The following is a 23,114-nucleotide window of genomic DNA, read 5'->3' on the forward strand; positions in this document are numbered from 1 at the left end:
CCTCCGGGGGGCGGACTGGATCGCACCGATCCGGCACCCCGGCTTGCCCACCTTTCACATCCCGCACCGAGAGCCATGGGGCTCAAAGCAATTCGGCGACACACCTACCGGCCATCCATACCGGACGTGGCGCCAGCAGCACCGCGAAGGGAATCGAAATGACCACCACCGATCCCACCACAACCACTGACAAAGCCGGCATTAACGGCGACCCCGTCGACCGACACGTACCCGCCACCGGCGCGCTGGGTGCAGCCCTGTTCGGCACAGACCTCGCACAGCGGTCGCTGGTGCGGGAGGCCGCGGCTGCGATCGGCTACCGGCCACAGCCTGGCCTGACCTATCTCAAGAAGTCGGTACTCGGGCCTGGGCAGCTGCGAGCGGCGATTGCCGATATCGGCGGATCTGCGATCGCAGTCGCCGCTGATGACGAGCTGCGGGGACTGATGGCCGAGGAGCTTGCCGTGCTCGCCCCACCAGGACTCACACCATTGACCGGTCACCTGGATCTGGCGATCGGCGCGATCGCCGCACTCGGCAACGGATCCGACTATCAGCAGCGAATCCTGCACGACCTCGACAGCGGTAAGGCACTCGGCCTGGCCGGCATCACCGAGGTCGGCGGCACCAACGGCGCCGATTGCCGCACCCTCGCGATCTGGGATTCGGGCACCGAGGGCCTGTGGCTGCGCACCCCGGATCTGCGGGCGTCAAAGTTCAAGCCCAACGGCAAATATCCCAGCCTCGGGCTGCCGACGGTCATGGTGGTCACCGCCCGCGTGATCGTCGACGGACGCGATGAAGGGGTGCTGCCGATCCTGCTCCGTCTGCACGATGGCACCGACTTCGCGCCCGGCGTCGAGGCGGTTTTGCTTCCGGAAGGTATCTCGACACTGCCCCACTACATGTTCCGGTTCCTCGACTGCTGGGTGCCGAAAGACGCTGTGTTGGGCGGTGATTGGGCACGAATCACCGACGACGGGCGGTTCGAATCCGACGTGCCGGTGCCCGAGCGGTTCCACCGTGCGAGCATCCCGCTGGGAGCTGGGCGACTCGACCTGGCTCGCGCCAAACTCGCCGCAGCCCGCGCCGCGGTCTGGGGGCTGCACAGTTTCGCGTCGCAACGTGGCGGTCATCAGTTCGATCCACCCCAGCCGGGGCGGCGGATGATAGACCGCGATCCAGTCCAAGCCGATCTGGTCACTGCCGTCACCGCCCTGTACCCGGCGACGATCCTCGTCCGCAAGCTGAGCACCATGCGATCGGCTGCCGGCGCCGGTGCCGTCGAGACGATGGTGTGGGCGATGATCGCGAAAGCCTCATGCACCATCACCGCCTACGAGCAGTTGCTGATGGTCCGGCTCAACACCGCCGCCCACGGCGCCACCATCAACAGCAGGCTCGGCGAATGGCACGCCAACGCACTCGGCGCCATGATCGCCGAAGGCGTCACCCAAGCCATGCAGGTCAAAGCCGGGCGCCAGCTCACGAAGACCGGGCCACTCCACCTGCCGGGAACTCCCGAACAGCTACCGACCCTCACCCAGGCGCTTACCGAGCGAGAGCGAGTGATCGCGGCGGCGATCCGCGACGGCGATCTCACCGTCGCCGGGCCCGTGCTCGGACCGGACTCGGCCGCCATCGCTCTGACCAACGCGGCCGCCGAACGCGCTCTTGCTACCGCACCCCTGATCGCAGCCACCGAAACCAGCGATCCCGACACCCGGCACATGCTGACCACCATCGCTGCCGCCTACGCCGCCGACCGCATCTCCACCCACTACGGCTGGTTCAGCGCCCAGCGGCAGCGGCTACAAACAGCTGTCCCGGACCCCGGCGACCTGGCGAGCGAGTTGGTCGAGCATCGTCGCAGTCTCGCCCGACGGCTCCCGGACCTGGTGGGCGCCTTCGACGTCCCCGATCTTCCCGGGTCACCGCTGTCGGGCCCCGACTACACGGCCCCCTGGCGTGAACTCAGCGGCTGGACCGAGGACAGCTTCATTCGCGCGGACGCGCCCCTACCCAGCAGTCGAACCAATTGAGGCTCAGGAGTTTTCCGTTGATAGACATCCGTTCCGTGCCGCCGCCGATGACGCGGCTACCCGTCTGCATCTGTCCGGACGTTCTGGTGGTCGACACCAGTCACTTGAAGGCCAGGTGGCCGTTCCTGGGTGACCGACTGCGTGAGGGCCTGGTCAGCCGGGATCTCACGGTGATGTGGGAAAGCCTGCCCGCTGGCAAGTCTTTGCGTGAGATCGAGGGGATTGCGGAAGTCCCCGCGCTGGTGCTGCTCGACGTCGAGCTCCGTGCAGAGGACATCGCGGCGATGCCGCGGCTGGAGGTCGTCGCCGGGATTACCGGGACTGGCCCTGTGGTGGCGCCACAGCTGGCTGCGCGGGGCATTCCCTATATCGACGGGTCGCGCGGTCACACCTATTCGCGGGCGGAGATGGCACTGGCGTTGACGCTGGCGGCGTTGCGGCAGCTGCCGAGCTGGCATGTCAAGATGGCGGTCGAAGGCCCTGCGGCGTGGCCGCTTCCCAGCTGGCAGGTCAGCGATCACCTCGACTATGTCAACGGCACACTGCGCGGCAAGAGAGTCGTTGTCGCAGGTCTGGATCCGGTCGGAATGCACGCCGCGGACCTGTGCTCGGCGTTCGGCGCGGTGGTCTCGGTGGTCGATCCGGATGCCGAGGACACCGATTTCCTCGTGTGCGGTGTCGAGCGCGTGGGCATAGAGCAGGTGGCCCAGGCCGCTGACATCCTCATCGTTGCCTCTGGATCGTCGCGCTTGCGGATGCAATCCGACGTGGTTAATCGGCTGGCGCAGGGCTCATTGGTGGTCACCATCGACAGCGCTGGAATCGATCTCGCCGCGCTGCGCGCACGCGTCCTGCGCGACGAGCTGGCGTGGGCCACCGATGTGTATGAGACCACACCGGTCGCTCTGGATGATCCGATCCTCGGCCGCGACAACGTGATCCACACACCAGACGTGGCCGGCCGCACCCGCGACGCGAACCATGGCGTCGCTGATGTTGTGACAGAGAACGTGATTCGGGTTCTGCGGGGCGGGCAGCCGTGGCCATGGGATTGCGTTCCTGCCGTCCGGTCTTCCACAGAACCGACAGCCTCGGCTGGTTTGCCGGAGGTTGAGGCTGGCCCGTTGGCGAATATCGTCCCCGGGATCGAGGCAGGCCGATGGTAGGGGCGGCGGTTCTGGAGCGGTCTTCTCAGCGCGGTGCTGTGCGCCGCCGAGCTGCTGATGTGCCGTCCGGCGGCGACGCTGGCTCCCCGGGCTTCATGCTCAGCGGGGTTCAAGCGCTGGTTCTGTGCGCGTTGGCCGGTGCCGAGGGCGGCATGACCGCAGCGGAGCTGGCGGCCGTGACCGCTGGTGCCCGCACGACGCCGGTCGCGCCGGCGGTTGCAGCGTTGGAGGCTCGGAGCCTGGCCTGGGGGCACGAAAGGCTCGGTGCCGGGCAGCGCGCGGCGTGGGCATGGTCGTTGACGACTCTCGGGCGCCGCATTGCGGAGGCGATGACGGCAACTTGGGCTGCGGTGCAAGTCGTCGAGGTGGAAGCCGTGCGGGTGAATGCCGCTGAAGCGAGGCAACGGTGAGCGCCGACACCGCGGCTCTGCCGCGCTTGCGGCCGGAGAAGCGGAACACTCGGGACCGCGTTCTCCGCTCGGCGAGTGAGTTGTTCATGACAGAGGGCTTTGATACGACCTCGGTCGACCGGATCGCCGCCCACGCCGGGTACAGCCGCAGTGCGGTCTTCGGGAGCTTCAGCGGCAAAGCCCAAATCGGCGCGGCCGTGCTCGATGAGATGTACCGCTACGTCACCGACCGCATGCGTCTTGTCCGGGTCACGACCGTGGAGCAGCTGATATCCACCCTGACGACGTGGGGATATCTCGCGGTGAGCAGACCCGGCTGGATCCGGCTGGAACTGTCACTGGCCGGGCCTTCCGCTCCTAACCGATCGGTGCCGCTGGCACGACTGATGTCGGCACTCGGTGGCTGGATCACCCGCGCTGCCGAAGACATCGGCGTGCAGGCGGCCGACGGCGAAGAAACCGCCTACGTGCTGATGAGCACGCTGGCGGGCCTCCTCACCGGCCACCCGGACCCAACCGACATCACGACCGGCTTGGTTCGCCAACGCGTCGAGATCGTGTTGAACACCTTCATTCCGCATCAGCTCAACGGCGCGACGGCCGCCACAGGGGAGGTCGCCGTGGTGACGCCGTGCGGCGCGTTGCGAGATGTCGAGCGCGGCAGTAGCCGGACGACTCGGCGCTGACGTACATCGATTGAACGGAGACCAAATCATGGATACCGCAACGAATCTTGCGACACCGCGAAAGCCTTTCGGCGATCCCGGCCAATCCAGCGGTCCTGAAACACCGACGGTAGCCGCAGTGGCAGTGACTGCGCTGGGGACCGGGTTGGTGTACGTGCGGTTCGACGCACAGCACCCGCGCGATCTGGGGACGGACCATCGCGGTTTCACCTTCGGTTACGAATTGCTCGCCAACAGAACCGCTGAGCAGTTCGGCTCTACCGTCGCGCTCGACGAGCGAATGGCCGAGTGCGACCTGTACGCGGAAGTGATTAGCGGCCACGATCTCGCAGCCGCACTCACACCCCTGTGTACGGCGGCGGTCGCGGAGCAGATCGAGTTGGTGAGTGTGGACAACTATGCGATGTTGTGGCCACATCGGCGGGAGCTGCCGGGCACCGACAACGTCTCAGCGTTGATGGTGGACACGGCATTCGATCTGGATATATCGACGCCGGACCTGCGCAGCACCTGTGCAGCGGCGAAGGTGTCGAGCCAGTATCTGGATCCGACCTGCGACAGTTGGCGGGGACCGATCACCTCGGCTTTGGGATCGGCGCTGCTGACCGCGCGATCGCTGGGCTGGTGCTCCTGGCGGAGCCTGGATCTGGACCCGTTGGTTACCGAGTCGGCTCGCGAGACACGGTAACCGGTCGTGGCAGCAGCAGCGCAACAGCAACAACCTGAAGGGCGCGGACAGGTGCCGTGCCATGATTCAGGTGGCGGTTTAGTGCCTCCATTCCAGCGGCGAGGTAGTCAGAGCTGCGTCGGCAATGCTGATCGCGCTGGTGGTTTTGAGTTTCGAGCGGGAGTCGTCGATCCACTCCTGCACGAGGGTGTTGCCCGCGGCCTGGTATTCCAGGGCCTGGAACAGGCATTCGAGGCGGTCGGCGTCACGGGCGCAGACTGCTTCGAGGGTGGCTTGGGCTTCGAACTCGGCGACGGTGTCTTGCAACAGCTTTCGCACCGTATCGGGCATGCGGGCGACCTGTGCGGCGGTGACGGCGTTGTGGTCGACGCTGGGCAGGAACGGTTTGCTGGTCTTGTTCAGGTCGCGGATGCGGGTCTCCTGAGAGTCGTGCCAGACCGCCATGTGCGCGGCTTTGGCGGCGTCGCCGCCTTCGAGAGCGGCGATCAGTGCCGCGAGCTGCGCGGTGCGGCAGGTGTGGTCGGCGACCGATTCCGGGTTGGTGATCTGCGCGTCGAGCCAGCCCTTGCGCGATTCGCGTTTGAGTACCCCCATTTCGAAGGCGAACGCGGCGATCTCGGCTGCGGCGTCGGGGCGCAGCTGGTGTTCATCCATGGGTGTTCCTCCGCGTTATCGGCTGGACAGGCGTACTGCGTAGGCCACGTTAGCCAGGTCTTGGCGGGCTTGGGCCATCAGATCGGGGTCGGCGTTCATTCGGTCGACCGCGGTGCGGGTCGCTTCCCGCAGGGCGGGGTCGGCGGTGAGCAAGTGCGGATGGCTGGCGATCAGGTCGGCGAGGGTGTGGACGTAGAGGTCTGCTTGGTCGGTGCTCGGCTGAAGCCGGTCGAGCAAGTGCCGCAGCAGTCGCTGTCCGGACCAGCCGGCAGGGTCAGCGCGGATCATGGCATGGTCATCGAGGACCCCGCCAGGCAGCTCACCGACCCAGTACGCATAGTAGGTCAGGTTCGCTTGGGCCTGCGCGTCGTCCAGCCGAGACAGGTAGGCGCGCAACGGATCTCGATCGCCGGTGGCGGCGAGCGCGATCGCCGACGAGCGGAGGCGCAGCGAGCCCGGAGTGTCGTTATCGCCGGTCGACTGCTGGGCGCGGCTGAGTTCGCCGGTGAGCCAGTCAGCGGATTCGGCGCGGTCGTCGAACCCGAGCAGGTAGATGGCCTGGCGGCGAAGCAACGCGTCGTCGGGCCATCGGCAGCGGTCGGCAACGTCGAGCAGGTGATCGAAGAACAGTCTGCGATCGGCGTCGGATATCACGGGGGACGAGGGTCGGGGCCCGTGGCCGCGATGGTCGGCCAGGTCTGCGAGTTGGGTTGGCGGGCGGCCGGTGAGTGGCCAGGTGATCAAGTTGGCGAGGGTGCGTTGGTGCACACTTACCGCGAGTGGGTGCGACTCGGCGCCGATCTCCGCAGGATGGGTGCTGACGGTGTCGCCTATGACCAGGTCGGCTTCCAGTGCGTCGCTGATCAATGCGAGCGCGTGTGGTGGTGCGCCGTGGCGGGTCAGCAGCATCCGCAGCCGGGTCAGATCCCCGGCGCGCAGGTGGGCCAGTGGCCGGCGGCCGCTTTCCCATCCGTAGACGGTGGTCTGGTCGACGCCGAGCAGTTCAGCGAATTCGGTCTGTGTGAGGCCGGTGGCCTCGCGCAGCAGTTTGAGCAGGAACCCGGACACAGCGCCGTGCAGACGCGAACCCTGACTGCGGGTCGGTGTATCGCGGGGCGGGCCCATGAGCGGTCCTGTGTCGATGATGGGCGCCGAGATTCTACTCGTACTCCCGGTCAGTTCAGCGTCCGGCCTGGTCAGCATACCGTCGAGACGGCGGTCCGACAGCGTTGCGATCGAACTCGGCTTCCACCGCACACGCAGCCAATGACGTTGGCGCGGACAGTTTCTCACTCGTGGCATCGACGAAGGAGTGTGCCTGGAATGAAAGACCGAACACTGCCACCGCATATGCGGTGCACCGCCGCGGGCGGTGGTCGGCGATGACGCGGCGGGTGCTGGTGCTCGGGCACAGTACGGGTCTTATAGACGCGCTTGCGCGCATCGACTCCGATGTACCGCAAGTGTTTCTGCTGGTAGAGCCATCGGTGCTGGAGGCTCATCCCGGCGAGTTCGACCATCCGATCGTCATCGAGATCCGCACGGCACGTTTCGTTTTCAGCGATGAAGCGGTCGAGGCCGGGGCCGCCTGGCACGCCGAGGTCGGATTTGACGCGGTGCTGCCAGGCAAGGAGCATGCGGTGCGGGCGGCCGCCGCCATCGCCGACAAGCTCGGCATGGGCTACCCGGGTGCGAACGCCGTCCGAGCGTGCACAGACAAGCTGATCTTCCGGCAGCTGGTCGATGGTGCGGGATTCCCGACACCCCGGTTCCGCGCGGTCGACACTGTCGCCGAGGTGGGCGAATTCTTCGACGCCGTCGAGGGCCGTCCCATCGTGCTCAAGCCACGCAACCGCAACGGCTCGCTGGGCGTGCGCTACATCGACGACCGCGATGACATCACCGTGGCGTGGGATCAGTCGATGCAGACCGATGAGGGCACCCACAAACCGCTGGATCGGCCGTTGAAATGGACGTATCTCGTTGAGGAGTACCGGATCGGTCCGGAGTTCTCGGTCGAGGTTCTGGTGCAGGCTGGGCAGATCGTCTTCGTCAATGTCACTGGCAAGACGGTCGGCGACCTTCCCTGGTTCCCGGAGATGGCCCACCAGGTACCAGCTGTCGTGCCAAGTCCACTGCACGCTCTGCTGTCCGGCAGCGCACGGCGCTTGGTGCGGGCCCTCGAAGTACGCGACGGGCTGCTCCATTCGGAATGGCGAGTTCAAGGTGAGCGGGCCTATCCGATCGAGTGCGCGGTTCGGTTTCCCGGTGATCGGATCCCGTGGCTGATCGAACTCGCCTACGGAGTCAACCTCGCCGACGCCTGGCTGCGCTGTCTCGTACACGCGCAGCTGCCGATCGATCCGGTTGCCAAGCGGTTCGCGGCGATCCGGTTCCTGCGTGCCGCGCCGGGCGTGGTCACGGGTGTACTGGGGCTCGAGGAGTTCCGGAGGGCGCATCACGTGCTGGAGACGTCGGCGCCACAGCTGGGTGACCTGCTCCTGGAGGCACGGGACTCACATTCGCGGCCGGGATTCGTGGTGTTCGACGCTGAGACCCTTGAGGAGTTGAAGGCGGCGACCGCGGACTTCGACGCGATGGTGCGAGTGCAGACGAGGCGGCCATGACCAGGCCCGAGGACACTGAAGCCGTCCTGCTGGACTGGGACGGCGTTCTGCACTACTGGCAGGGTGAGGGCGAACGCGCGGGTGAGCAGGCCGAGGGTCTGCCTGCGGGGGCGATCGCGGCGGCCGCGTATGGCACCGATGCCTACGAATACGCCAAGCTCGGCATCTACACAGACGCCCAGTGGCGTGAGTCGGTGGCCGAGAACCTGGCACAGCGGTTCGACGGCCGTGGCCGTGAGGCGGTGCGGATGTGGAGCGCCGACCGCGGGCGTCTGGCCAATGGGGCGATCGAATTCTTGGCGCAGCTGCGAAAGCGGTTTGTGGTGGCCTTGCTGAGTGACAGCACCGACATCCTGGTCGCGGACCTGGAGCGGTTCGGTGTCGACGCCGGCTTCGACCACATCTTCGTGTCTGCGCACGTCGGGATGACCAAGCCCGCGCCAGCGCTCTATCGGCACGCCGCCACCGCGATGGGCGTGCCCCCCGCCAAGATTTTCGTCGTCGACGACCTATCGGTGAACCTGCCCGGCGCGCGCAGTGTCGGCATGCAGGTCGCACATTTCAGCGCGGGGTCGTCGTTGTCGTCCATCGTCTGTGAACACCCAATCCAGGAGGAAAGATCTTGTTTGTTTGGCTGAACGGCAGTTTCGGGGCCGGCAAGACGTCGATCGCGAGGGAGCTGGTCGCGGCCGACCCGCAGCACTGGCGGCTGTTCGATCCCGAGTTCGTCGGGTTCATGCTGCGCGCACAGTTCCCCGATTCGGAAGCCACCGACTTCCAGGACCTTCCGTCGTGGCGGCGGCTGGTCCCGTTCGTCGCTGACGATATCGCCACGGAAACCGGGCAGCATTTGGTGATCGTGCAGACGGTACTGGACCAGAAGTACTGGACCGAGATCGCCAACGGCATCGCGGAACTGGAGCATTCGCTGCGTCACATACTGATCGACGCCAGCCCCGAAACGCTGCGGCAGCGCATCAGCGAAGACGAGGTGCTGCACCGCGCGGCCGGTTGGCGGCTGCAACATGTGCCCACCTACATCAACGCCCGCAACGAGTGGCTCGCGGATGCGGCCGATCTCGTAATCGACACCACCTCCCTGAGCCCACTGCGCGCCGCCGCCGAGATCACCGAGGCCATCGAGCGGTGGACCAAAGACGACGCCCCGGAGGGCTCATGACCATCCGCAGTGACACCCACACCGATACCGCAGCTGCCGCCAGGCCCGCGATCGACACGACCCCGGCCGCGGCGGTCGCCCGGATTCGAGACAATCACCAGCGCAATGGTTTTGCTCTGTTCACCGTCGCCGACCCCGCAGTGGCGGGGCGGGCAGTCCTCGCCGAGACGGCTCGGCTGCTCGGACTCGGCAGCACCTATGTGCCAGCGGTCTACGCCACCGAGCCTGATCGATTCGGCTACGACAGCGACGGGTTCAACACAATCTCGCCCACGCCGACCGCGAATAGTCACGGGTCGTTCGGCACCTGCACGGCCCAGGGTTTCCACACCGACGGAACCCTGGAACCGATCGGACACGTGGGAACATCGCTGCTGTGGTTTGACCGCGCCGCCCGAAAAGGCGGGCACACCACGATCTTCCAGGCGATCGAGGCTTTCGAAGACCTGCGGCGCATCGACCCGGCCGGGGCGGCGGCACTGATGACCGACGACGCGCTCACCCGAGTAGCAAGGTCGTTTCAGCCGCCCCCCAGAACGTCTGGTCCGGCGTTTGCCGAGCTGGACGGTCGCGGCCTGCGTACCCGGTGGGCTGACGACGGCACCGAGATCTGGCAGCTGGCCGACAGCCTCGGCGCCCAGCGCGCGGCCGCGGTCGAACGACTGCGGGCGATGTCGCGACCCGGCGGCCGATACCGGCGGGACATCGCGATTCCGTCGCGTACCGGGCTGGTGCTGTGTAACGGGCGGATCGCGCACGGCCGCACCGCATTTACCGCCGGGATCGGCGAGCGAGTACTGATCCGCGGCCTGTACACCCAGGAGATAGCGTAATGAATTCTGCGGCAACACTTCTCGAACAGCGCCGCGTCACCGGCATCGAGTTCACGCAGGAGCAGTTCGCAGCACTGCTCGCCCCCGGCACCCCGGATGCGGTGGTGGCTTCGTTGCTGACGACGCTGGCGATGAGCGGCCACAGCGACGCCGAAGCATCGGCGCTGACCCAGGCGTATGTGGCTTCCGGAAAGCGGGTGAGCTGGCCCGACGCCACACAGGTGGTCGACAAGCACAGCACTGGCTGTGTCGGTGACGATGTGAGTATCGTGCTCGCGCCGCTGCTGGCCGCTACCGGCCTGCGCGTCGCGAAGATCACCGGATCGGCGTTGCGGCACTGCGGCGGCACGCTCGACAAACTGCACTGCATCCCCGGTCTACGGCTGGATCTGACGGTGGCCGAGTTCGTCGGCTGCGTCGAGACGGTCGGGTTCTGCATCGCCGGCCAATCAACGGAGCTGGTGCCTGCCGACGGCCGCACCTATGCGCTGCGTGAACGCACCGGCACCGTCGACGTCGCGGCGTTGATCGCGGCCAGCATCATGAGCAAGAAGCTCGCCACCGGCGCCGCGACGATCGCGCTGGAGGTCAAGTACGGGCCGGGCGCGGTGGTTGCCACCGAAGCCGACGCCGACGAGTTGGTGCGGCTGATGCGCGCGATCGGCGAGGCCGCGGGCCGGCGGATGCTGATGTCGACCTGCGACGCCTCACAGCCGCTTGCCCCCGCGGCCGGACCACTGCTCGAGCTGCGCGAAGCCGTCGCGGTGTTGCGCGGGGGCGGGGCGCCGGTGTTGCGCGAGCATGTGACCGGGTTGGCCGAGCAGATTCTGCACGCGGTCCCGGCTCCGGATTCCGGGACACCGATTCGGTCGCGAATCGACGACGCTCTGGATTCCGGCCTCGCCTACGAGATGTTCTGCCACTACGTCAACCATCTCGGGGGAGACCCGGACTGGCTGGACAAGGGCCTCGAAACCGCCCACGCTCCCGCCGTCGTCACCTACCACGCACCTCGGCCAGCGATCTACACGGGAATCGATGCGCGTCCCGTCGGGGAAGCCGCCCAGATGCTTGCTGCCGTCGACGCGGCGTGTGGTGTGCGGATTGTGGCCGAGCCGGGGAAGCCGGTCTCGGCCGGACAATCTGTCCTCGAGGTCCACGCTCCCGACCCGGTCTCCGGGCACGCGCATGCCGATGCCCTCGGCCGTCATTGCCACTTCCACGACTGAGCAGGCCACCGTGCAAACGACCAACCTCCCCCCGGCCGGCGGTGTCACCGCGGATCCGCGGGCACACCTGGCGGAGATCACCGCCCGCATCGCCGCCACCGAGCCGCTGAACCGGACGGCGATCAACCTGGTCCCCAGCGAGAATCGGATGAGCCCGACCGCGCACGCGCTCCTGGGCACCGACTACAGCAACCGATACCACTTCAACGAACGCCTGGCCGCGCGGCAGTGGGAGTTCCGCGGCGGCGAGCCGATCGCGGAGCTGGAAAACGCTGGCCGCGAAGCATTTTCACGACTCCTGCACACCGACGCTGAATATGTGAACCTGCGTCCGATTTCTGGGCTCAACGCCATGATGATCGCGCTGGCCGCGCTCGGCGGCGCACCGGGTTCAACGGTGGTGTCGATCTCCCAGGCCAGCGGCGGCCATTACGCCACCGGCGAGCTGATCGGCCGGTTCGGTCACCGGTGGCGGCCGATCGACTGCGCCGACGGACACATCGATCTGGCCCAGCTGGAGCAGGTACTGGCTGCCGGATCGGTATCGCTGGTGTACGCCGACTTGCAGAATTCCCGGCACGTGCTGGACGTCGCGGCGGTGGCAGAGCTGGTGCACCGTTATCCCCCTGCTCGTCTGCACGTCGACTGTAGCCACCCGCTCGGACTGGTACTCGGCGGCGCGCACCCCAACCCGTTGGACTGTGGCGCGGGATCGATCAGCAGTTCCCTGCACAAGACGTTTCCCGGCCCGCACCGGGGACTGCTGGCCACCCGCGACGAGACTACCCATGCACTGCTGCGCGAGGCGCAGTTCACAATGGTCAGCAGCCACCACTTCGCCACGGCCCTGGCCGCCGCACGCACCGCACTCGAGTTCGAAACCTACGGCAACGGCTACGCGAGCGCGGTGATCACCAACGCTCAGGTGCTGGCCGCCGCGCTCGCCGACCACGGCTTCGACGTCGCCGGCGTCGAGTCCGGCTACACCGACACCCATCAAGTCTGGGTACGACTGCAAGACCCATGCGGCGTGTCGGATAGATTGGCGCGCTGGGGAATCCGGGTGAACATCCAACACCATCTGCCCGGATGCCCAGGGCCGATGTTCCGGCTCGGGACCGCCGAACCCACCGTGCTCGGCGCCACCGCCACCGACATGCGGGACCTGGCCGCCGTGATCGCTATGGCCCGCGACGGGCATGCCAACCGAGCCACGGCCCTCGTGAGCGAGCTGCGCACCCGTATCGGGCAGCAGCCGTGGTGGTCTCGCACCGCTGAGCCGGAAGGGGTGTGGCTGTGACGACGGTGGTCGTGCTCGCAGCCGGCTCCGGGCGCCGGTTCGGGGCGGTGTATCCGAAGGAACTGCATGCGCTGCGCCCCGGGGTGGCGGTGATCGATCCTCTCTTCGACGCGATCGACATGCTCCCGCTGCCGGAAGTGAAAGTGGTGCTCGTCGTATCGGCCGAAAAGCTCGCGCTGGTGCGCCATCTCGCAGGCTCGCGCCGCGACACGGCATTCGTGCTGCTGTCGCACACGCAGGTGGAACGCGGATTGGGGTCGGGGCTGCTGGCCGCCGCACCGTGGTGCGACGAGACCGTGCTGATCTGCCTGGGCGACCAGGTATTCGTATCCGATCCGGTGCCGGCGTTCAGCGACGCGGTCGACCGCCTGCACGATGCCGACCCGATCGCCGTGGTCGCGGCCAGCACGGGCGACCCGGAGCGGTTGCGCCGTGAGGGAGCCCTGACCGTCACCGACGGCATCGTGACCGCGGCGGCCGAAAAGCCAGCGCAGCCAGCAGGATTCAATGCGTGCTGGTCGGCGCTGGCCGTGCGGAGGCCGATGCTCGCGCCGTTGGCGCACGGCCTGTGCGCCGGTGACACCGAACGCCTGATCGACGCACCGGTGGTGTGGGGACCGGATTTCGTCAATCTCAACGAGCCCGCCGATCTAGCGGCGGCGGCGAAAGCAGTCCTGCCATGACCACGCTGCTGTTCGACGCCGGACCGTACTCGCTGGGCCAGACCACCACCAGCGGAATCGGATTGCGGGTCGCCGAACTCGCCGCCGCCCTGGCCCACGATTTCCCGGTCTACATCTACAGTCCCGCCACCGGAGGGCACGAACCGATCGACGTCGGCGACGCCGAACTGGTCACCGACGAAGCCGACTGGCCGGGCCTGCTCACCGACGCGGATGCGGTGTTCTTCTTCGACATGCCCGACCCAAGCCGCATCGAACAGGCACGCCGGGAAGGCATCCTGATCGTGTCGGAGAACGCGCCGCCGATCGAGCAGCTGGAATATCCCCGATTCCGACCCGGCGGCATCTTCGACACCGACACCTATCGCCAGCTCGTGGACACCTACCGATTCCAGCTGACCCACAGCGACCTGTTCATCGCCCGCTCCCATGTCGAGCGGACGACCCTGATCGCAAACCTGGCCGGCTACGGTCTCCTGAGCCCGCAGGACCTGGCCCGATCACGACAGCTCGACCACCGCATCACCACGATCCCGATCGGCTACAGCACCACGACCTCGCCCCGCGCCGCGGCCCGCATTCCCGGCGCGCCCGGGCAGGGCCGCGGCGAGGTGCTGTGGACCGGTGGGCTGTGGACGTTCATGGATCCGGTCGCGGCGGTGCGCGCAGTCGCGACGGCCCGCGCCGACGGTGTCGATGTCGGATTGCGGTTCCTGCATGCCGCGCCCCACCCCGACACCGACGCGGTCCACGCCGAAGTCACCAGCGCTGCCCACGACCTCGGAATCGACGACAACGTGGTGCTGCACACCGATCCAGTGCGCCACGATGACCGCGACCGCTACCTGCGTCATGCCGCTGGGCTGATCTGCCTGGCACATCCCGGGATCGAGAACCAGACCTGCGTGCGGCTGCGGGCCCGCGATTCCCGCCTGTATGGGCTGACGCTGCTGGTCGATCCATTCGGCGCCACCGCCACCGAACTGGCTGCCGATGGTCTGGCCGTCGCCGTCGACCCGGCCGACACCGACACGATCGCAAGCTACCTCGCGGTGCTGGTATCGGACCGGCCACCGCGCCCGGCCACGCCGCAGGAGTGGGCCTACGAGCACACAGCCGAACCGCTCGTCGCGCAACTGCGGCAACGACTGAACTAACTTCAGAGACAGGGGATTTCGTCATGCCAGCACGCTGGAACGGCTGGACTACCGCCAGCACCGCGGCCAACCCGCGCGGCGACTTGCAACACCAACAATTCGTGCGTGGCTCCGGCTGCGAGGTCTGGGACCTTCACGGCCGCCGTCACCTCGACGGTGTCGCCGGCGCCGCCAATACCCCGTTCGGTCACGCGCACCCGCGCATTACCGAGGCGGTCACCGCGCATCTGCGGCAGCTGGCACACGTCGATGAAACTCTCGCCGCGCAGCAGCCAGCCGAAGAACTCATCGACGCCCTGGCCGACCTCACCGGCCTGGACGATTTCGTGTTCGTCAATTCCGGATCCGAAGCGATCGAGGCCGCAATCCGCATCGCCATGGACTACTGGTGCCACCGCGACCAACCGCGCCGCGACACCATCATCGCCTTCGCCCGCGGCTACCACGGCTGCACCGCGCTGGCGGCCGCGCTGTCCGGCCTACCGGTCCTGCACACCGAGTGGGCGGCCGCACCGCGAATACAGCACGTGGAACTCACCACCGAACACCACCCCGACCAACCCGGCGCAGCCGCGGCCCTCGCCGACGCATTCGCAGCGGAGATCACCGCCGCCGGCCCGCAGCGGGTGGCGGCGGTGATCGTGGAGCCGTTCCTCAACGTGGGTGGCGGTATCGTCCTACCCGACGGATTCCTCACCGAATTGCGCACAGTCACAAGTAGTTTCGACACTCTGATGATCGTGGACGAAGTGTTCACCGGATTCGGTCGCAGCGGCTCGGCGGCGTTCGCCGTCAATGCGATGCCCACCCCGCCCGACATTCTGGCCATCAGCAAGGGCATGACCAACGGCGTCGTCCCGATGGGCGCCACGTGCCTGCGCCGCAGCATCCGTGACCAATTCGGCGACGCCCTACTGCGCTACGGGCACACCACCTCCGGCCACGGCCTCGCCTGCGCGGCTGCGCTGGCCACCATCGATCTGCTGCGCACCGACGGCCGCGCACATGCCGCCGCCACCGCCAACTGGTTCGCCACCAACTTCCGACAGTGCCTGCGCGCGTCAGGAATCGTCGACCTGCGCACATACGGGGCCGTGGGGGTCGCCGAATGCGACAGCGTCGAGCGAGCCGTGGCGATCGCCGCGGCCGCACGCCAAGGCGGTATGTCCAGCGGCGGCTTGATCGTCGGCTGCAAACAGAACGCACTCATGCTCACCCCCGCACTCAACGCCACACCCCAGCAGCTCGCCACGATGGCCGCGCAACTGAAACTCGCGATCACGAACGTCGAAATCTACGGCAGGAGCGTGTACGCATGACGACCCTGGCCACCGGCCTACCAGCACTACAGCCCGCACCGGCACGCGCGGCCGACGACTTCGAGTACATCCCGTGGTGGACCACCGCCACAATGGCCAGCGTCCTGAACGACATCGACACCGACACATGGTGCCTGCTGTGCGATCTTGCCTCCGGCACCGCCGACTTCGCTGCGCGCGGGCCGCGCACCTCCGCAGCCACGATAGCGGCGGTCATGGAAGCACTCTGGACACGACAACCGATCCGCCACACCACCGCTCCGAGCCACCGACACATCCCCGAGCGCTTCACCACCCTGACCGCTGCGGACCCCGACCTCGGCACGTGTGGTCGGGTGGCTGCCGCCTGGTGCGTCGCGCGGCTGGCCGTCTACGCCCGCCACCTTCCCCACACCGGTGGCGGGTGCCGCCACCACCAGCTCGCCGATGCCGCCGCCACCGCGCGGCAGATCCTCGCCTCCGACGAGGGCAGCTGGCTCTACACTGCGCCGTTGGCTGCACGCTACGACCACGACCGGCCTTTCGCCGCACCGGAATTCACCGCCGCGATCACCACGATCGCCCGCAGTCGGCTGGCCGGGCGCGACACCATCGAGTACGGAGCGGGGACCGGCGCCATCACCCGCATCGCCGCGCCGCATACTCGCAGCCTCGTCGCCATCGAACCCGCCATCGGCATGCGAGCAGTCCTACAACAGCACACCAGCAAACTCGATCAGGTGCGGGTCCGCGAGGAGGACTGCATGAGCGTGGGCCTGCCGGATGCCTGCGCCGATGTGGTATTCGAACATGCCGCACTCTGTTTCGTCGACGAACCGCTGTTCGCCGTCGCCGAGGCCGCGCGGCTGCTTCGCCCCGGCGGCGCGCTTATCCGGATCATCTCCACCACCGAGCAACCCGAACCCGTCACCGCGTTCAACGCGGCCTTTCATGCGCAGTTGCGCCTGCTCGGCCATCGGCCGGGCCGCATCGTCAGCTCTGGCAACGATCCCCGCATCACCGACTGGCTCTCGGCCGCTGGGATCGACACCGAGATCGACACCATCGCCACGTGGAACAGCCAACAGCCACTGCACCGCCACATCGCACCATTGCTCCACGGCAGCTACCCCTACCTGGCCGCGATTCCCGACGACGACCGGCGACGCGCCATCGACGGCGCACTGACCGCGACCCGCTTGAACCCGGACACCCTCATCCACACCGCGCACAAGGTGAAAACCGCGTCCACACCGCTGGACAGCACATCCCTTCTCCAAGGTAGGGCCCGACGATGAGGACCATCCTCGCCGCCTACGCCCCCGGACCCGGCCACTTCAATACCCTGCTGCCGCTAGTGGAAGACTTTGCGGCCCAATCAGATTGCCGCGTGTACCTATGCGGCAGTCAGGCAGTCGCCGCATTCACTGGCGTCGGTTCGCTGGACGCGCAGCATCAGCCGGCCGGGTTCGAAAGCTATCTACGGAGCAGTTCGGGTATCTCCGGCGACGAGATCATTCGCCGGATGGGCCAGCGCAGTCGCCGTGACATCGGACGTCTGATCACCGAACTCCACCCCGATCTGATCGTGTGCGACACCTCCGAGCGTGGAGCGGTCGTGGCAGCCGGCGACCACGGTGTGCCGTTTTTGCGGGTGGTGTCGTGTGCGGACGCCGCCACCCCCCACGGCAGCGCCGAAGAAGCGCGCCGACGGACACTCGTCCGCGGCCACGAAACCGACGACCTCCGATCCCCCCTGAATCTCGGAACAGTCGCGTTCGGGCCGCGCTGGTTCTTTAGTGGGAGCGAGCAACCACAGGAGAATCTGCGCTGCTACCGGTATCGGTCGCGAACGGCGGCCGAAGCAATACCCGGATCGCGGCGGCAGGGGCCTCGCGCGCTGATCAGCTTCGGCACCTTCATTACCGAGCCGACGATAGAAGTGCTCGGTAATGCCCTGATGGGTCTGATCGATGCCGGTATCAAATCGCTGAGGGTGAAAATCCGAAACACTTCGAAACGAGTCATCCTGCGCGGCTGGGCCGAATACCTCAGTGCCCGAGAAGGAGTCGACATCTCGGTGACGGCTGAGTTGGACTTGCTCCACCATTTGACCCGGGCCGATATCCTGCTGTGCCATGGCAGCGCCACATCGACTCTCGAAGCGCTACATCGGGCCGTCGTTCCGATCATCGCTCCAGTCCACAATGACACGCTGTTCGTCGCTCGCCGCTGTGTCGATGCCCATGCCGGTGTCGTTATAAATCCGACGGGCAACTGCATCCGAAAACAAGTCCGCGCAGCCGCTACCGCGGCACTGCATTCACCGCAGATCGCTGCCGGTATGCAATCGTTCGCGGCCACTAACAGCGCATTGGCACCGATCGCCGTCCTGGTCGATCAACTGGTACGCCACTGAATGGCCACGTGAAGGAGACGGCAGAACGTGTATGGCGAAGGGAATGGCCTTATCCCAGGGCTGCGGACCACGCCGAGACGGGATACTACTGTCCGGTCGACTGGTGTATATCGCTTACGCGGTGCATGTGGCACCGCTTCGGCCGCATACGGGTTGAAGGTGAAGCCTCAGCGGGTCGTGACGTGCTCGACAACGGAATCGCGGAATCCCGGGCAGGTCGTCGCCGCGGTGAGGCATCGACTGGCAGCCTCACAGCGATCCGAATTCCCCGGTGGACGAGCTGGGTATGCGTTTTATGGGCTAGCCCTGGTAGCTTCGTCGTTCTGACGCGAGGTGCCCACCCTTAGTGTGGCTGCGGATGAACCTCAGAGCCCACCGATATGAGCGGTCACGACATTTGCAGGGGAAGCAGTGATGACTGACGACCAGAGCCAGCTGGGATTCGAGATCGAGTTCGACGGCCAGACGCAGGCGTGGCTGGAGTGGAGCGAACCAGACCGTATGGAATCGGCGATCCGTGCGTTTCTGACTGAGACCGTCGCAGGTATCGCGGACTACTCGGAGCCTTGGTGGCAGCCACCGCTGTCGACTCGCATCATCGAAGCAGCTCGAGTGCTCTTCGCGAGCTGGGAAGGCTTCATTGCGCCTGAAAACCACTCCAAGGCAGACCAATTCATTCGGTTCGTGGGCGAATGCATTCGTCATCAACATCCGGGGATGGTGTGGACCACCAGCAAGCTCACCTACAACCCGTTGTATGCGGACTACGGTTTCCGTCCTGCGGTGCATTTCGTGGACGGGCATCGTGAAGAGCCGGTGAGCATGGTCGAGACGCTGTTTCGGATCGAGAGCGCCGAGCACTTGGACTACGCCATTCGCGTAGCAGGCACACCGGCCTGACGGTTCAGGCAGCGCCGGGGGAACGCTGTGATGTCACATGAGTGACCGGCCAGACGGGTACGACGCCCTTCGCAACGGGATGTCAGCGTACGAGCGAGGCCGCTATTTCGAGATCGGCCGGGCGTATCTCGAGAAGGAAACCCGCGAGGCTGGATGGCGACAGCAGGTTCCGCTCGGCAGTGAAGGGCGGATCCTTGATTCGGCCCAGGTCAATCCCCGCACCGGCAAGGTCGACCAGAGTCGCGAACGGAAATCGGGTCGCGTTGAGGGCCGTGAGGCGGTCCGGCAGATCGAGAAGGAAATCGACGCGCTGCGAGAAGGCAACCTCGTCAGTAGCCGCTGGGAGACGGTAGAAGGCGAGACGATTTCGCGTGAGGTCCAGGTCATGCTGAAGCTGGCAACGCGGGAGTTCCCTGACAGGTTCGAACATCGCGTGGTCTCGCGTGAGGATGCGCGGCTGGCGATCCTGGAAGGCCAACGCATCGCGCGGGCGCGGCAGCTGGAGTTGCCAGGGTTGTCTCGCGACCGTCTCAAGCAGCGCCAACAAGAACGGGAGGTCCGACAGCGGTCGCAACGGGAAGCTGATCGTGCGCGGAAATCGCGGGAACAGCTGGCTCGCACGCGCGGTGAGCGGCTGGCCAAGGCGTACGGGCGGTTTCGTGACGGCGCCGAGCGAGGATTCGACGCGACCGCACAAGCTCACCATCGCGCCGGCCGGCTGACCTACACCTTTGAACGATTCCGCGACATGACCGAGCGGGCACGCGCCGAGGTTGAACGGCGCATAGCAGCCGAGCGTGAAGCCCGGCGCCTGCGTGAGCAGCGCGAAGCGAGGGAACGCTTTCTGGAACGGTTGCCCGATGATGTCGCCGACAAGCTTCGGCGTTCGTTTCCGGCGCCGGGTGAAGCCTCGCGGTACCGAAATATAGAACCCCACAGGGGTTCGACCCGTGCGGGCCGGGAAGCTCGCGCGCGGGCTCTGGAAAGAGAACGAGGACGAGACGGACGCTCCCGCTGAACGTAATGGAGATCCGAGCCGAGCGTGGATCTGTCGCATCCGGAATGCATGCTGGATGCCTGTGCAACGGACCGAGAACGGTGTGGTCTGGGCCGCGGGTGGTGCTCGGCCCGGCCGCGTGTAGCGAAGATGCACTGTATGCGAACCGCGTCGATGGCTTGATGTGTAGGCGCGGAGCCGGCCGCTTGAAGTGAGAAGTCGATCGGGGCGACCCGCACAGCTACCGCGGCGTCGCGGCGAGTCACGGCGAAGTTGGCTCCTGTGCGGGGCGGGGAGGATAGGCTGTAGGTGGAGTGTCAGGACGCGCACGCGCTCCTCGTTCTCGCCTGAGTTGCCTCGCCCACGCCGGTTTTGGTGACGTTGAGGGCCAAGGTCCTTCCCGGGGCCCGCGTTTCCTTATCCGTGGTCGCATGCTTGCTTCGTCGCACGGCAGGGTGGCGTGGGTGCCCGAGCCGGGAATGGACGAGGACATGCCGAAAAACACCAGTTCACGGCGACGACGCCGGGCTCGCCGGATCGCGGCGCAAGACAACGTGAAATATTCCGAAGCTCTCCGCCGCGGCGATGAGCTGGCTGCGCAGGTACGCGAGCAGGCGCGAAGGAACGCGCGGTTACGTCCGACGAAGGTGACCATCGGTGGAATCGAAAAGTATTGGCGTCGTGATGATGCCGAACAGCTCGGTCAGGCTGGTATGGAGGATCCGTCCCGTGTGGATATCGTTGCCGCGGTGGATGCGCTGATGCCGAAGGTCGTTGCGCTTCAGTCCGCCAGACTGAACCCGACGACCGTGGTCGTGCCCTACTGGCAGCGAGACACAGTGAGCCAGAACGACGTCTACGAGGAGTTCCGCACGAAGCTCCACCAGGTGCTCAACGACCTCAAACGTGTTCGTGAGGACGCCGAACTCCACTGTGTCGACTGGAGAACCGTTGCCGCCGTCTACTACGGGGTGGATGCGAAGCTGAAAGAGCTGGATCGAATCACCGGCGGACCGCTGCGCGACCGGCTCGAATCTGCGATGCAATCGGCGGGTGTGTTGTCGATGACGGCCGAAGCAGTCCACAGTCGCGGATGCCTGCTCAGCGCAGACCGTTCCCGCCGCCTGGGCTGGGGGTACTCACCGTGCAGTGGCGGTGAGGTCCGGGTACGTGTGCGGATCTTCGACGACGAGACCACCGTCACCGTGCCCGGTTGCGCGCGCCACGCCGCCGAGGAAATCGTCTGCTTCGACTACGAAGTCGAAGACGGCTACATCAGTGTCGAGATCATGGGCGGCACTGATGACGACCTCGATGCGATCTACGATCTCGCCGAGGAGGTCCGCCGCGAGCGCGAAGAACGCCAGCGGGAATACGCGAAAGACAAATTCGCGGTCAGAACGGTGCCCGAGCCGCCGTGGCGTCGCGGCCAGGACTACTGGTGATCCTCTCGGCTCACAGGTGCTGCTGAGCAGTTGCCGATGTCGTGCCAGGCGGAGGACTGGGCGATCCAAACCTGCTTGTGACAGCCGGTCCTCAGCTGTGCACCTGGGCAACGGACCAGGACAGTTCACGGCTGACCGCACCAACGGCAACTCACTGGGGCTTTCGATCATCGCCGCGTTGCGCGCGGCGATGATCGAAAGTACGTAGCGGCACATCATGCGGTGAAGGCGCGCGAGGCCGCGAGGCTGACTTAGCGGTGGCCCGAGACATGTACTGGTAGTAGTGACTATCTGGTTCGGACGCGATGCTTGGGTTCCATTGTGACGGGGTGGTGCGGCCTTCCTACTCACTCTGATTCGAGGCAGCAGCGGTGCTGGGGTCGGGCAGCGGGTTCGTCGGATGTTGCTAGAGCTCAGGGCCGTCGGTTTCGGCAGCTGCGCTGGTGTTCAGGCCGGTGTGTTCATGGGCAGACCAGCGATCGACTCCGTCTTCGCGGTTGGCGCGCTGTGCGTGTTCGGTGGTGGTTTGTTCGGGCGTGAGGTGGGCGCGGCGTGTGCGCTCGGCGTGTAGTTCGGTGAGTTCTTCTTCCAGCCAGCCGGTATCGATCGGGTCGCCCGCGTGGGTGGTGCCGGGTGGTGGGCCGTAGATGATGGCCTCGTCGTCGGCGAGTTGAATGCGGAGTTCGAGGGTGCCGATCGCTTGGACGAGTTCGGTGTCGGTGAGCATGTGAGTCGGGTTGGACGGATCGAACCCACTGTCGCCGCCAAGATCTTGCGATGAATTGTTCTGACTGGCCGGGGTTTCGGCTGTCAAAAGCGCGCCTGCGAAGGCTTCGATGGTCGCGCGGTCGGCGGGGTTTCGTATGTGGCGCCAGTCTTTTCGTAGGAGGGCCAGTGCCGCGGTGGGTGGGTGCCGGTCGGTGATGAATGTGCAGCGGACCGCGACCTGATCGGCGGGGTTGTGGTCGGGGAGGCCGGGTTGTTTGTCGTCGCGGCAGGTGCTGCAGAGTCCGTCGTCGCAGTGGTGTTGGGGGGTGTCGGTGCGGGCGCGTTCGAGTCCGCAGGCGAGGCATGGGAGTTTGTGGTGGTCGGGGACTGCGTAGCGGTCGTAGTCGACGGTGTGCCCGGTGCCGGCGAGGAAGCTGGTGATGTCGGAGTGTTCTGGTGCCTTTTTGCCGGGCCGGTGGCGCGTGGCGCCGGTTCCTTCGGGGACGGGTAGGTGGGTGGGGTCGGCGTCGAGGTCGGCGAAGGATTGGGTGTAGGCCTCGAACGCGTCGCGGCCGGGGTCGGGTCGGGGTGGACGCCGCTGTGTGGGGTCCATGTATTCGCGGTGATCGCGTGCGGCGGTGCGTGGGTCGCGGCCGCTCGGGGGATTGTCGGGGTGGGTGTCTCTTATACCC

The 23,114-nt window shown here is 66.5% G+C and carries 20 protein-coding genes and 1 pseudogene; 17 read left to right on the forward strand and 4 right to left on the reverse strand.

The annotated features are described in order from the left end of the window. The first annotated feature begins 158 nt into the window (after positions 1-158). The 4 genes from A5789_RS26320 to A5789_RS26340 all read left to right on the forward strand — a co-directional run bounded on the left by A5789_RS26320 (position 159) and on the right by A5789_RS26340 (position 4,992). Positions 159-2,042: a hypothetical protein gene (locus tag A5789_RS26320; protein WP_064902554.1), complete on the forward strand. Its 1,884-nt coding sequence runs from the start codon at positions 159-161 to the stop codon at positions 2,040-2,042. A gap of 17 nt (positions 2,043-2,059) precedes the next feature. Continuing rightward, complete coding sequence (locus A5789_RS26325) at positions 2,060-3,208, forward strand: NAD(P)-dependent oxidoreductase (RefSeq protein WP_155525945.1); 1,149 nt, start codon at positions 2,060-2,062, stop codon at positions 3,206-3,208. Between the two features lie 406 nt (positions 3,209-3,614). Continuing rightward, entirely contained in the window at positions 3,615-4,304 is a 690-nt protein-coding gene (locus A5789_RS26335; protein ID WP_064902557.1) for a TetR/AcrR family transcriptional regulator, read from the forward strand. Positions 4,305-4,422: 118 nt separating this feature from the next. Further along, positions 4,423-4,992: a hypothetical protein gene (locus A5789_RS26340; RefSeq protein WP_155525948.1), complete on the forward strand. Its 570-nt coding sequence runs from the start codon at positions 4,423-4,425 to the stop codon at positions 4,990-4,992. 78 nt (positions 4,993-5,070) lie between these two features. Here the strand turns inward: A5789_RS26340 and A5789_RS26345 are convergent, their stop codons facing one another. Together A5789_RS26345 and A5789_RS26350 are read right to left on the reverse strand one after the other, a co-directional pair. Next, positions 5,071-5,646 (reverse strand): HD domain-containing protein, encoded by a 576-nt coding sequence (locus tag A5789_RS26345; RefSeq protein WP_064902559.1) that lies wholly within the window; start codon positions 5,644-5,646, stop codon positions 5,071-5,073. A gap of 15 nt (positions 5,647-5,661) precedes the next feature. Beyond that, positions 5,662-6,771 carry a helix-turn-helix domain-containing protein gene (locus A5789_RS26350; protein WP_064902560.1) on the reverse strand — a complete coding sequence of 370 codons (1,110 nt, stop codon included), beginning with the start codon at positions 6,769-6,771 and terminating at the stop codon, positions 5,662-5,664. Between the two features lie 257 nt (positions 6,772-7,028). Between A5789_RS26350 and A5789_RS26355 the strand changes: the two genes are divergently transcribed. From A5789_RS26355 to A5789_RS26410, 12 genes are all read left to right on the forward strand, one after another. Continuing rightward, complete coding sequence (locus tag A5789_RS26355) at positions 7,029-8,273, forward strand: ATP-grasp domain-containing protein (protein ID WP_155525949.1); 1,245 nt, start codon at positions 7,029-7,031, stop codon at positions 8,271-8,273. Then, on the forward strand, positions 8,270-8,911 hold the full coding sequence (locus tag A5789_RS26360; RefSeq protein ID WP_064902562.1) for an HAD family hydrolase: 642 nt from the start codon (positions 8,270-8,272) through the stop codon (positions 8,909-8,911). Before A5789_RS26355 ends, A5789_RS26360 begins: the two co-directional genes overlap by 4 nt. Further along, the gene (locus tag A5789_RS26365) at positions 8,896-9,453 is read left to right on the forward strand and encodes an AAA family ATPase (RefSeq protein ID WP_064902563.1); all 558 of its coding nucleotides are present in this window, start codon (positions 8,896-8,898) and stop codon (positions 9,451-9,453) included. The genes A5789_RS26360 and A5789_RS26365 overlap by 16 nt, the downstream gene beginning before the upstream one ends. Next, a complete protein-coding gene (locus tag A5789_RS26370; RefSeq protein ID WP_064902564.1) occupies positions 9,450-10,286 on the forward strand; it encodes a TauD/TfdA family dioxygenase in 837 nt (278 codons plus the stop codon). The genes A5789_RS26365 and A5789_RS26370 overlap by 4 nt, the downstream gene beginning before the upstream one ends. After that, positions 10,286-11,515 (forward strand): thymidine phosphorylase, encoded by a 1,230-nt coding sequence (locus A5789_RS26375; RefSeq protein ID WP_064902565.1) that lies wholly within the window; start codon positions 10,286-10,288, stop codon positions 11,513-11,515. The genes A5789_RS26370 and A5789_RS26375 overlap by 1 nt, the downstream gene beginning before the upstream one ends. A gap of 10 nt (positions 11,516-11,525) precedes the next feature. After that, positions 11,526-12,815, forward strand: a complete 1,290-nt coding sequence (locus A5789_RS26380; protein WP_193615623.1) for an aminotransferase class I/II-fold pyridoxal phosphate-dependent enzyme — start codon at positions 11,526-11,528, stop codon at positions 12,813-12,815. After that, entirely contained in the window at positions 12,812-13,498 is a 687-nt protein-coding gene (locus tag A5789_RS26385) for an NTP transferase domain-containing protein (protein WP_064902567.1), read from the forward strand. The genes A5789_RS26380 and A5789_RS26385 overlap by 4 nt, the downstream gene beginning before the upstream one ends. Continuing rightward, positions 13,495-14,655, forward strand: coding sequence for a hypothetical protein (locus A5789_RS26390; RefSeq protein WP_064902568.1), 1,161 nt, complete (start codon positions 13,495-13,497; stop codon positions 14,653-14,655). Before A5789_RS26385 ends, A5789_RS26390 begins: the two co-directional genes overlap by 4 nt. Positions 14,656-14,678: 23 nt before the next feature. Then, positions 14,679-15,974 (forward strand): aminotransferase class III-fold pyridoxal phosphate-dependent enzyme, encoded by a 1,296-nt coding sequence (locus tag A5789_RS26395; RefSeq protein WP_064902569.1) that lies wholly within the window; start codon positions 14,679-14,681, stop codon positions 15,972-15,974. After that, positions 15,971-17,251 carry a class I SAM-dependent methyltransferase gene (locus A5789_RS26400; protein WP_064902570.1) on the forward strand — a complete coding sequence of 427 codons (1,281 nt, stop codon included), beginning with the start codon at positions 15,971-15,973 and terminating at the stop codon, positions 17,249-17,251. The genes A5789_RS26395 and A5789_RS26400 overlap by 4 nt, the downstream gene beginning before the upstream one ends. Further along, positions 17,248-18,372: a glycosyltransferase gene (locus A5789_RS26405; protein ID WP_155525950.1), complete on the forward strand. Its 1,125-nt coding sequence runs from the start codon at positions 17,248-17,250 to the stop codon at positions 18,370-18,372. Before A5789_RS26400 ends, A5789_RS26405 begins: the two co-directional genes overlap by 4 nt. Positions 18,373-18,786: 414 nt before the next feature. Continuing rightward, on the forward strand, positions 18,787-19,272 hold the full coding sequence (locus tag A5789_RS26410) for a hypothetical protein (protein WP_155525951.1): 486 nt from the start codon (positions 18,787-18,789) through the stop codon (positions 19,270-19,272). Between the two features lie 82 nt (positions 19,273-19,354). Here A5789_RS26410 and A5789_RS26415 read toward each other — a convergent pair whose 3' ends face one another. Further along, positions 19,355-20,209 carry a hypothetical protein gene (locus tag A5789_RS26415; protein WP_064902573.1) on the reverse strand — a complete coding sequence of 285 codons (855 nt, stop codon included), beginning with the start codon at positions 20,207-20,209 and terminating at the stop codon, positions 19,355-19,357. A 491-nt stretch (positions 20,210-20,700) separates the two neighbouring features. Here A5789_RS26415 and A5789_RS26420 point away from each other — a divergent pair, with 491 nt between their 5' ends. Then, positions 20,701-21,714, forward strand: a complete 1,014-nt coding sequence (locus A5789_RS26420; protein ID WP_155525952.1) for a hypothetical protein — start codon at positions 20,701-20,703, stop codon at positions 21,712-21,714. A 406-nt stretch (positions 21,715-22,120) separates the two neighbouring features. Here A5789_RS26420 and A5789_RS26425 read toward each other — a convergent pair. Beyond that, positions 22,121-23,114 (reverse strand): annotated as a pseudogene (locus A5789_RS26425) (hypothetical protein); the annotation flags it as partial.

Source organism: Nocardia sp. 852002-51101_SCH5132738 (assembly GCF_001665695.1).
In the GTDB taxonomy this organism is placed as follows: domain Bacteria; phylum Actinomycetota; class Actinomycetes; order Mycobacteriales; family Mycobacteriaceae; genus Nocardia; species Nocardia nova.

What these genes read in the sequence shown, in the direction of transcription:
- A5789_RS26355 (WP_155525949.1), top strand. Translation starts at nt 7,029, where the DNA reads ATGACGCGGCGGGTGCTGGTGCTCGGGCACAGTACGGGTCTTATAGAC.
- A5789_RS26350 (WP_064902560.1), bottom strand. Translation starts at nt 6,771, where the DNA reads ATGGGCCCGCCCCGCGATACACCGACCCGCAGTCAGGGTTCGCGTCTG.
- A5789_RS26420 (WP_155525952.1), top strand. Translation starts at nt 20,701, where the DNA reads ATGCTTGCTTCGTCGCACGGCAGGGTGGCGTGGGTGCCCGAGCCGGGA.
- A5789_RS26375 (WP_064902565.1), top strand. Translation starts at nt 10,286, where the DNA reads ATGAATTCTGCGGCAACACTTCTCGAACAGCGCCGCGTCACCGGCATC.
- A5789_RS26360 (WP_064902562.1), top strand. Translation starts at nt 8,270, where the DNA reads ATGACCAGGCCCGAGGACACTGAAGCCGTCCTGCTGGACTGGGACGGC.
- A5789_RS26345 (WP_064902559.1), bottom strand. Translation starts at nt 5,646, where the DNA reads ATGGATGAACACCAGCTGCGCCCCGACGCCGCAGCCGAGATCGCCGCG.
- A5789_RS26395 (WP_064902569.1), top strand. Translation starts at nt 14,679, where the DNA reads ATGCCAGCACGCTGGAACGGCTGGACTACCGCCAGCACCGCGGCCAAC.
- A5789_RS26370 (WP_064902564.1), top strand. Translation starts at nt 9,450, where the DNA reads ATGACCATCCGCAGTGACACCCACACCGATACCGCAGCTGCCGCCAGG.
- A5789_RS26390 (WP_064902568.1), top strand. Translation starts at nt 13,495, where the DNA reads ATGACCACGCTGCTGTTCGACGCCGGACCGTACTCGCTGGGCCAGACC.
- A5789_RS26320 (WP_064902554.1), top strand. Translation starts at nt 159, where the DNA reads ATGACCACCACCGATCCCACCACAACCACTGACAAAGCCGGCATTAAC.
- A5789_RS26400 (WP_064902570.1), top strand. Translation starts at nt 15,971, where the DNA reads ATGACGACCCTGGCCACCGGCCTACCAGCACTACAGCCCGCACCGGCA.
- A5789_RS26410 (WP_155525951.1), top strand. Translation starts at nt 18,787, where the DNA reads ATGACTGACGACCAGAGCCAGCTGGGATTCGAGATCGAGTTCGACGGC.
- A5789_RS26405 (WP_155525950.1), top strand. Translation starts at nt 17,248, where the DNA reads ATGAGGACCATCCTCGCCGCCTACGCCCCCGGACCCGGCCACTTCAAT.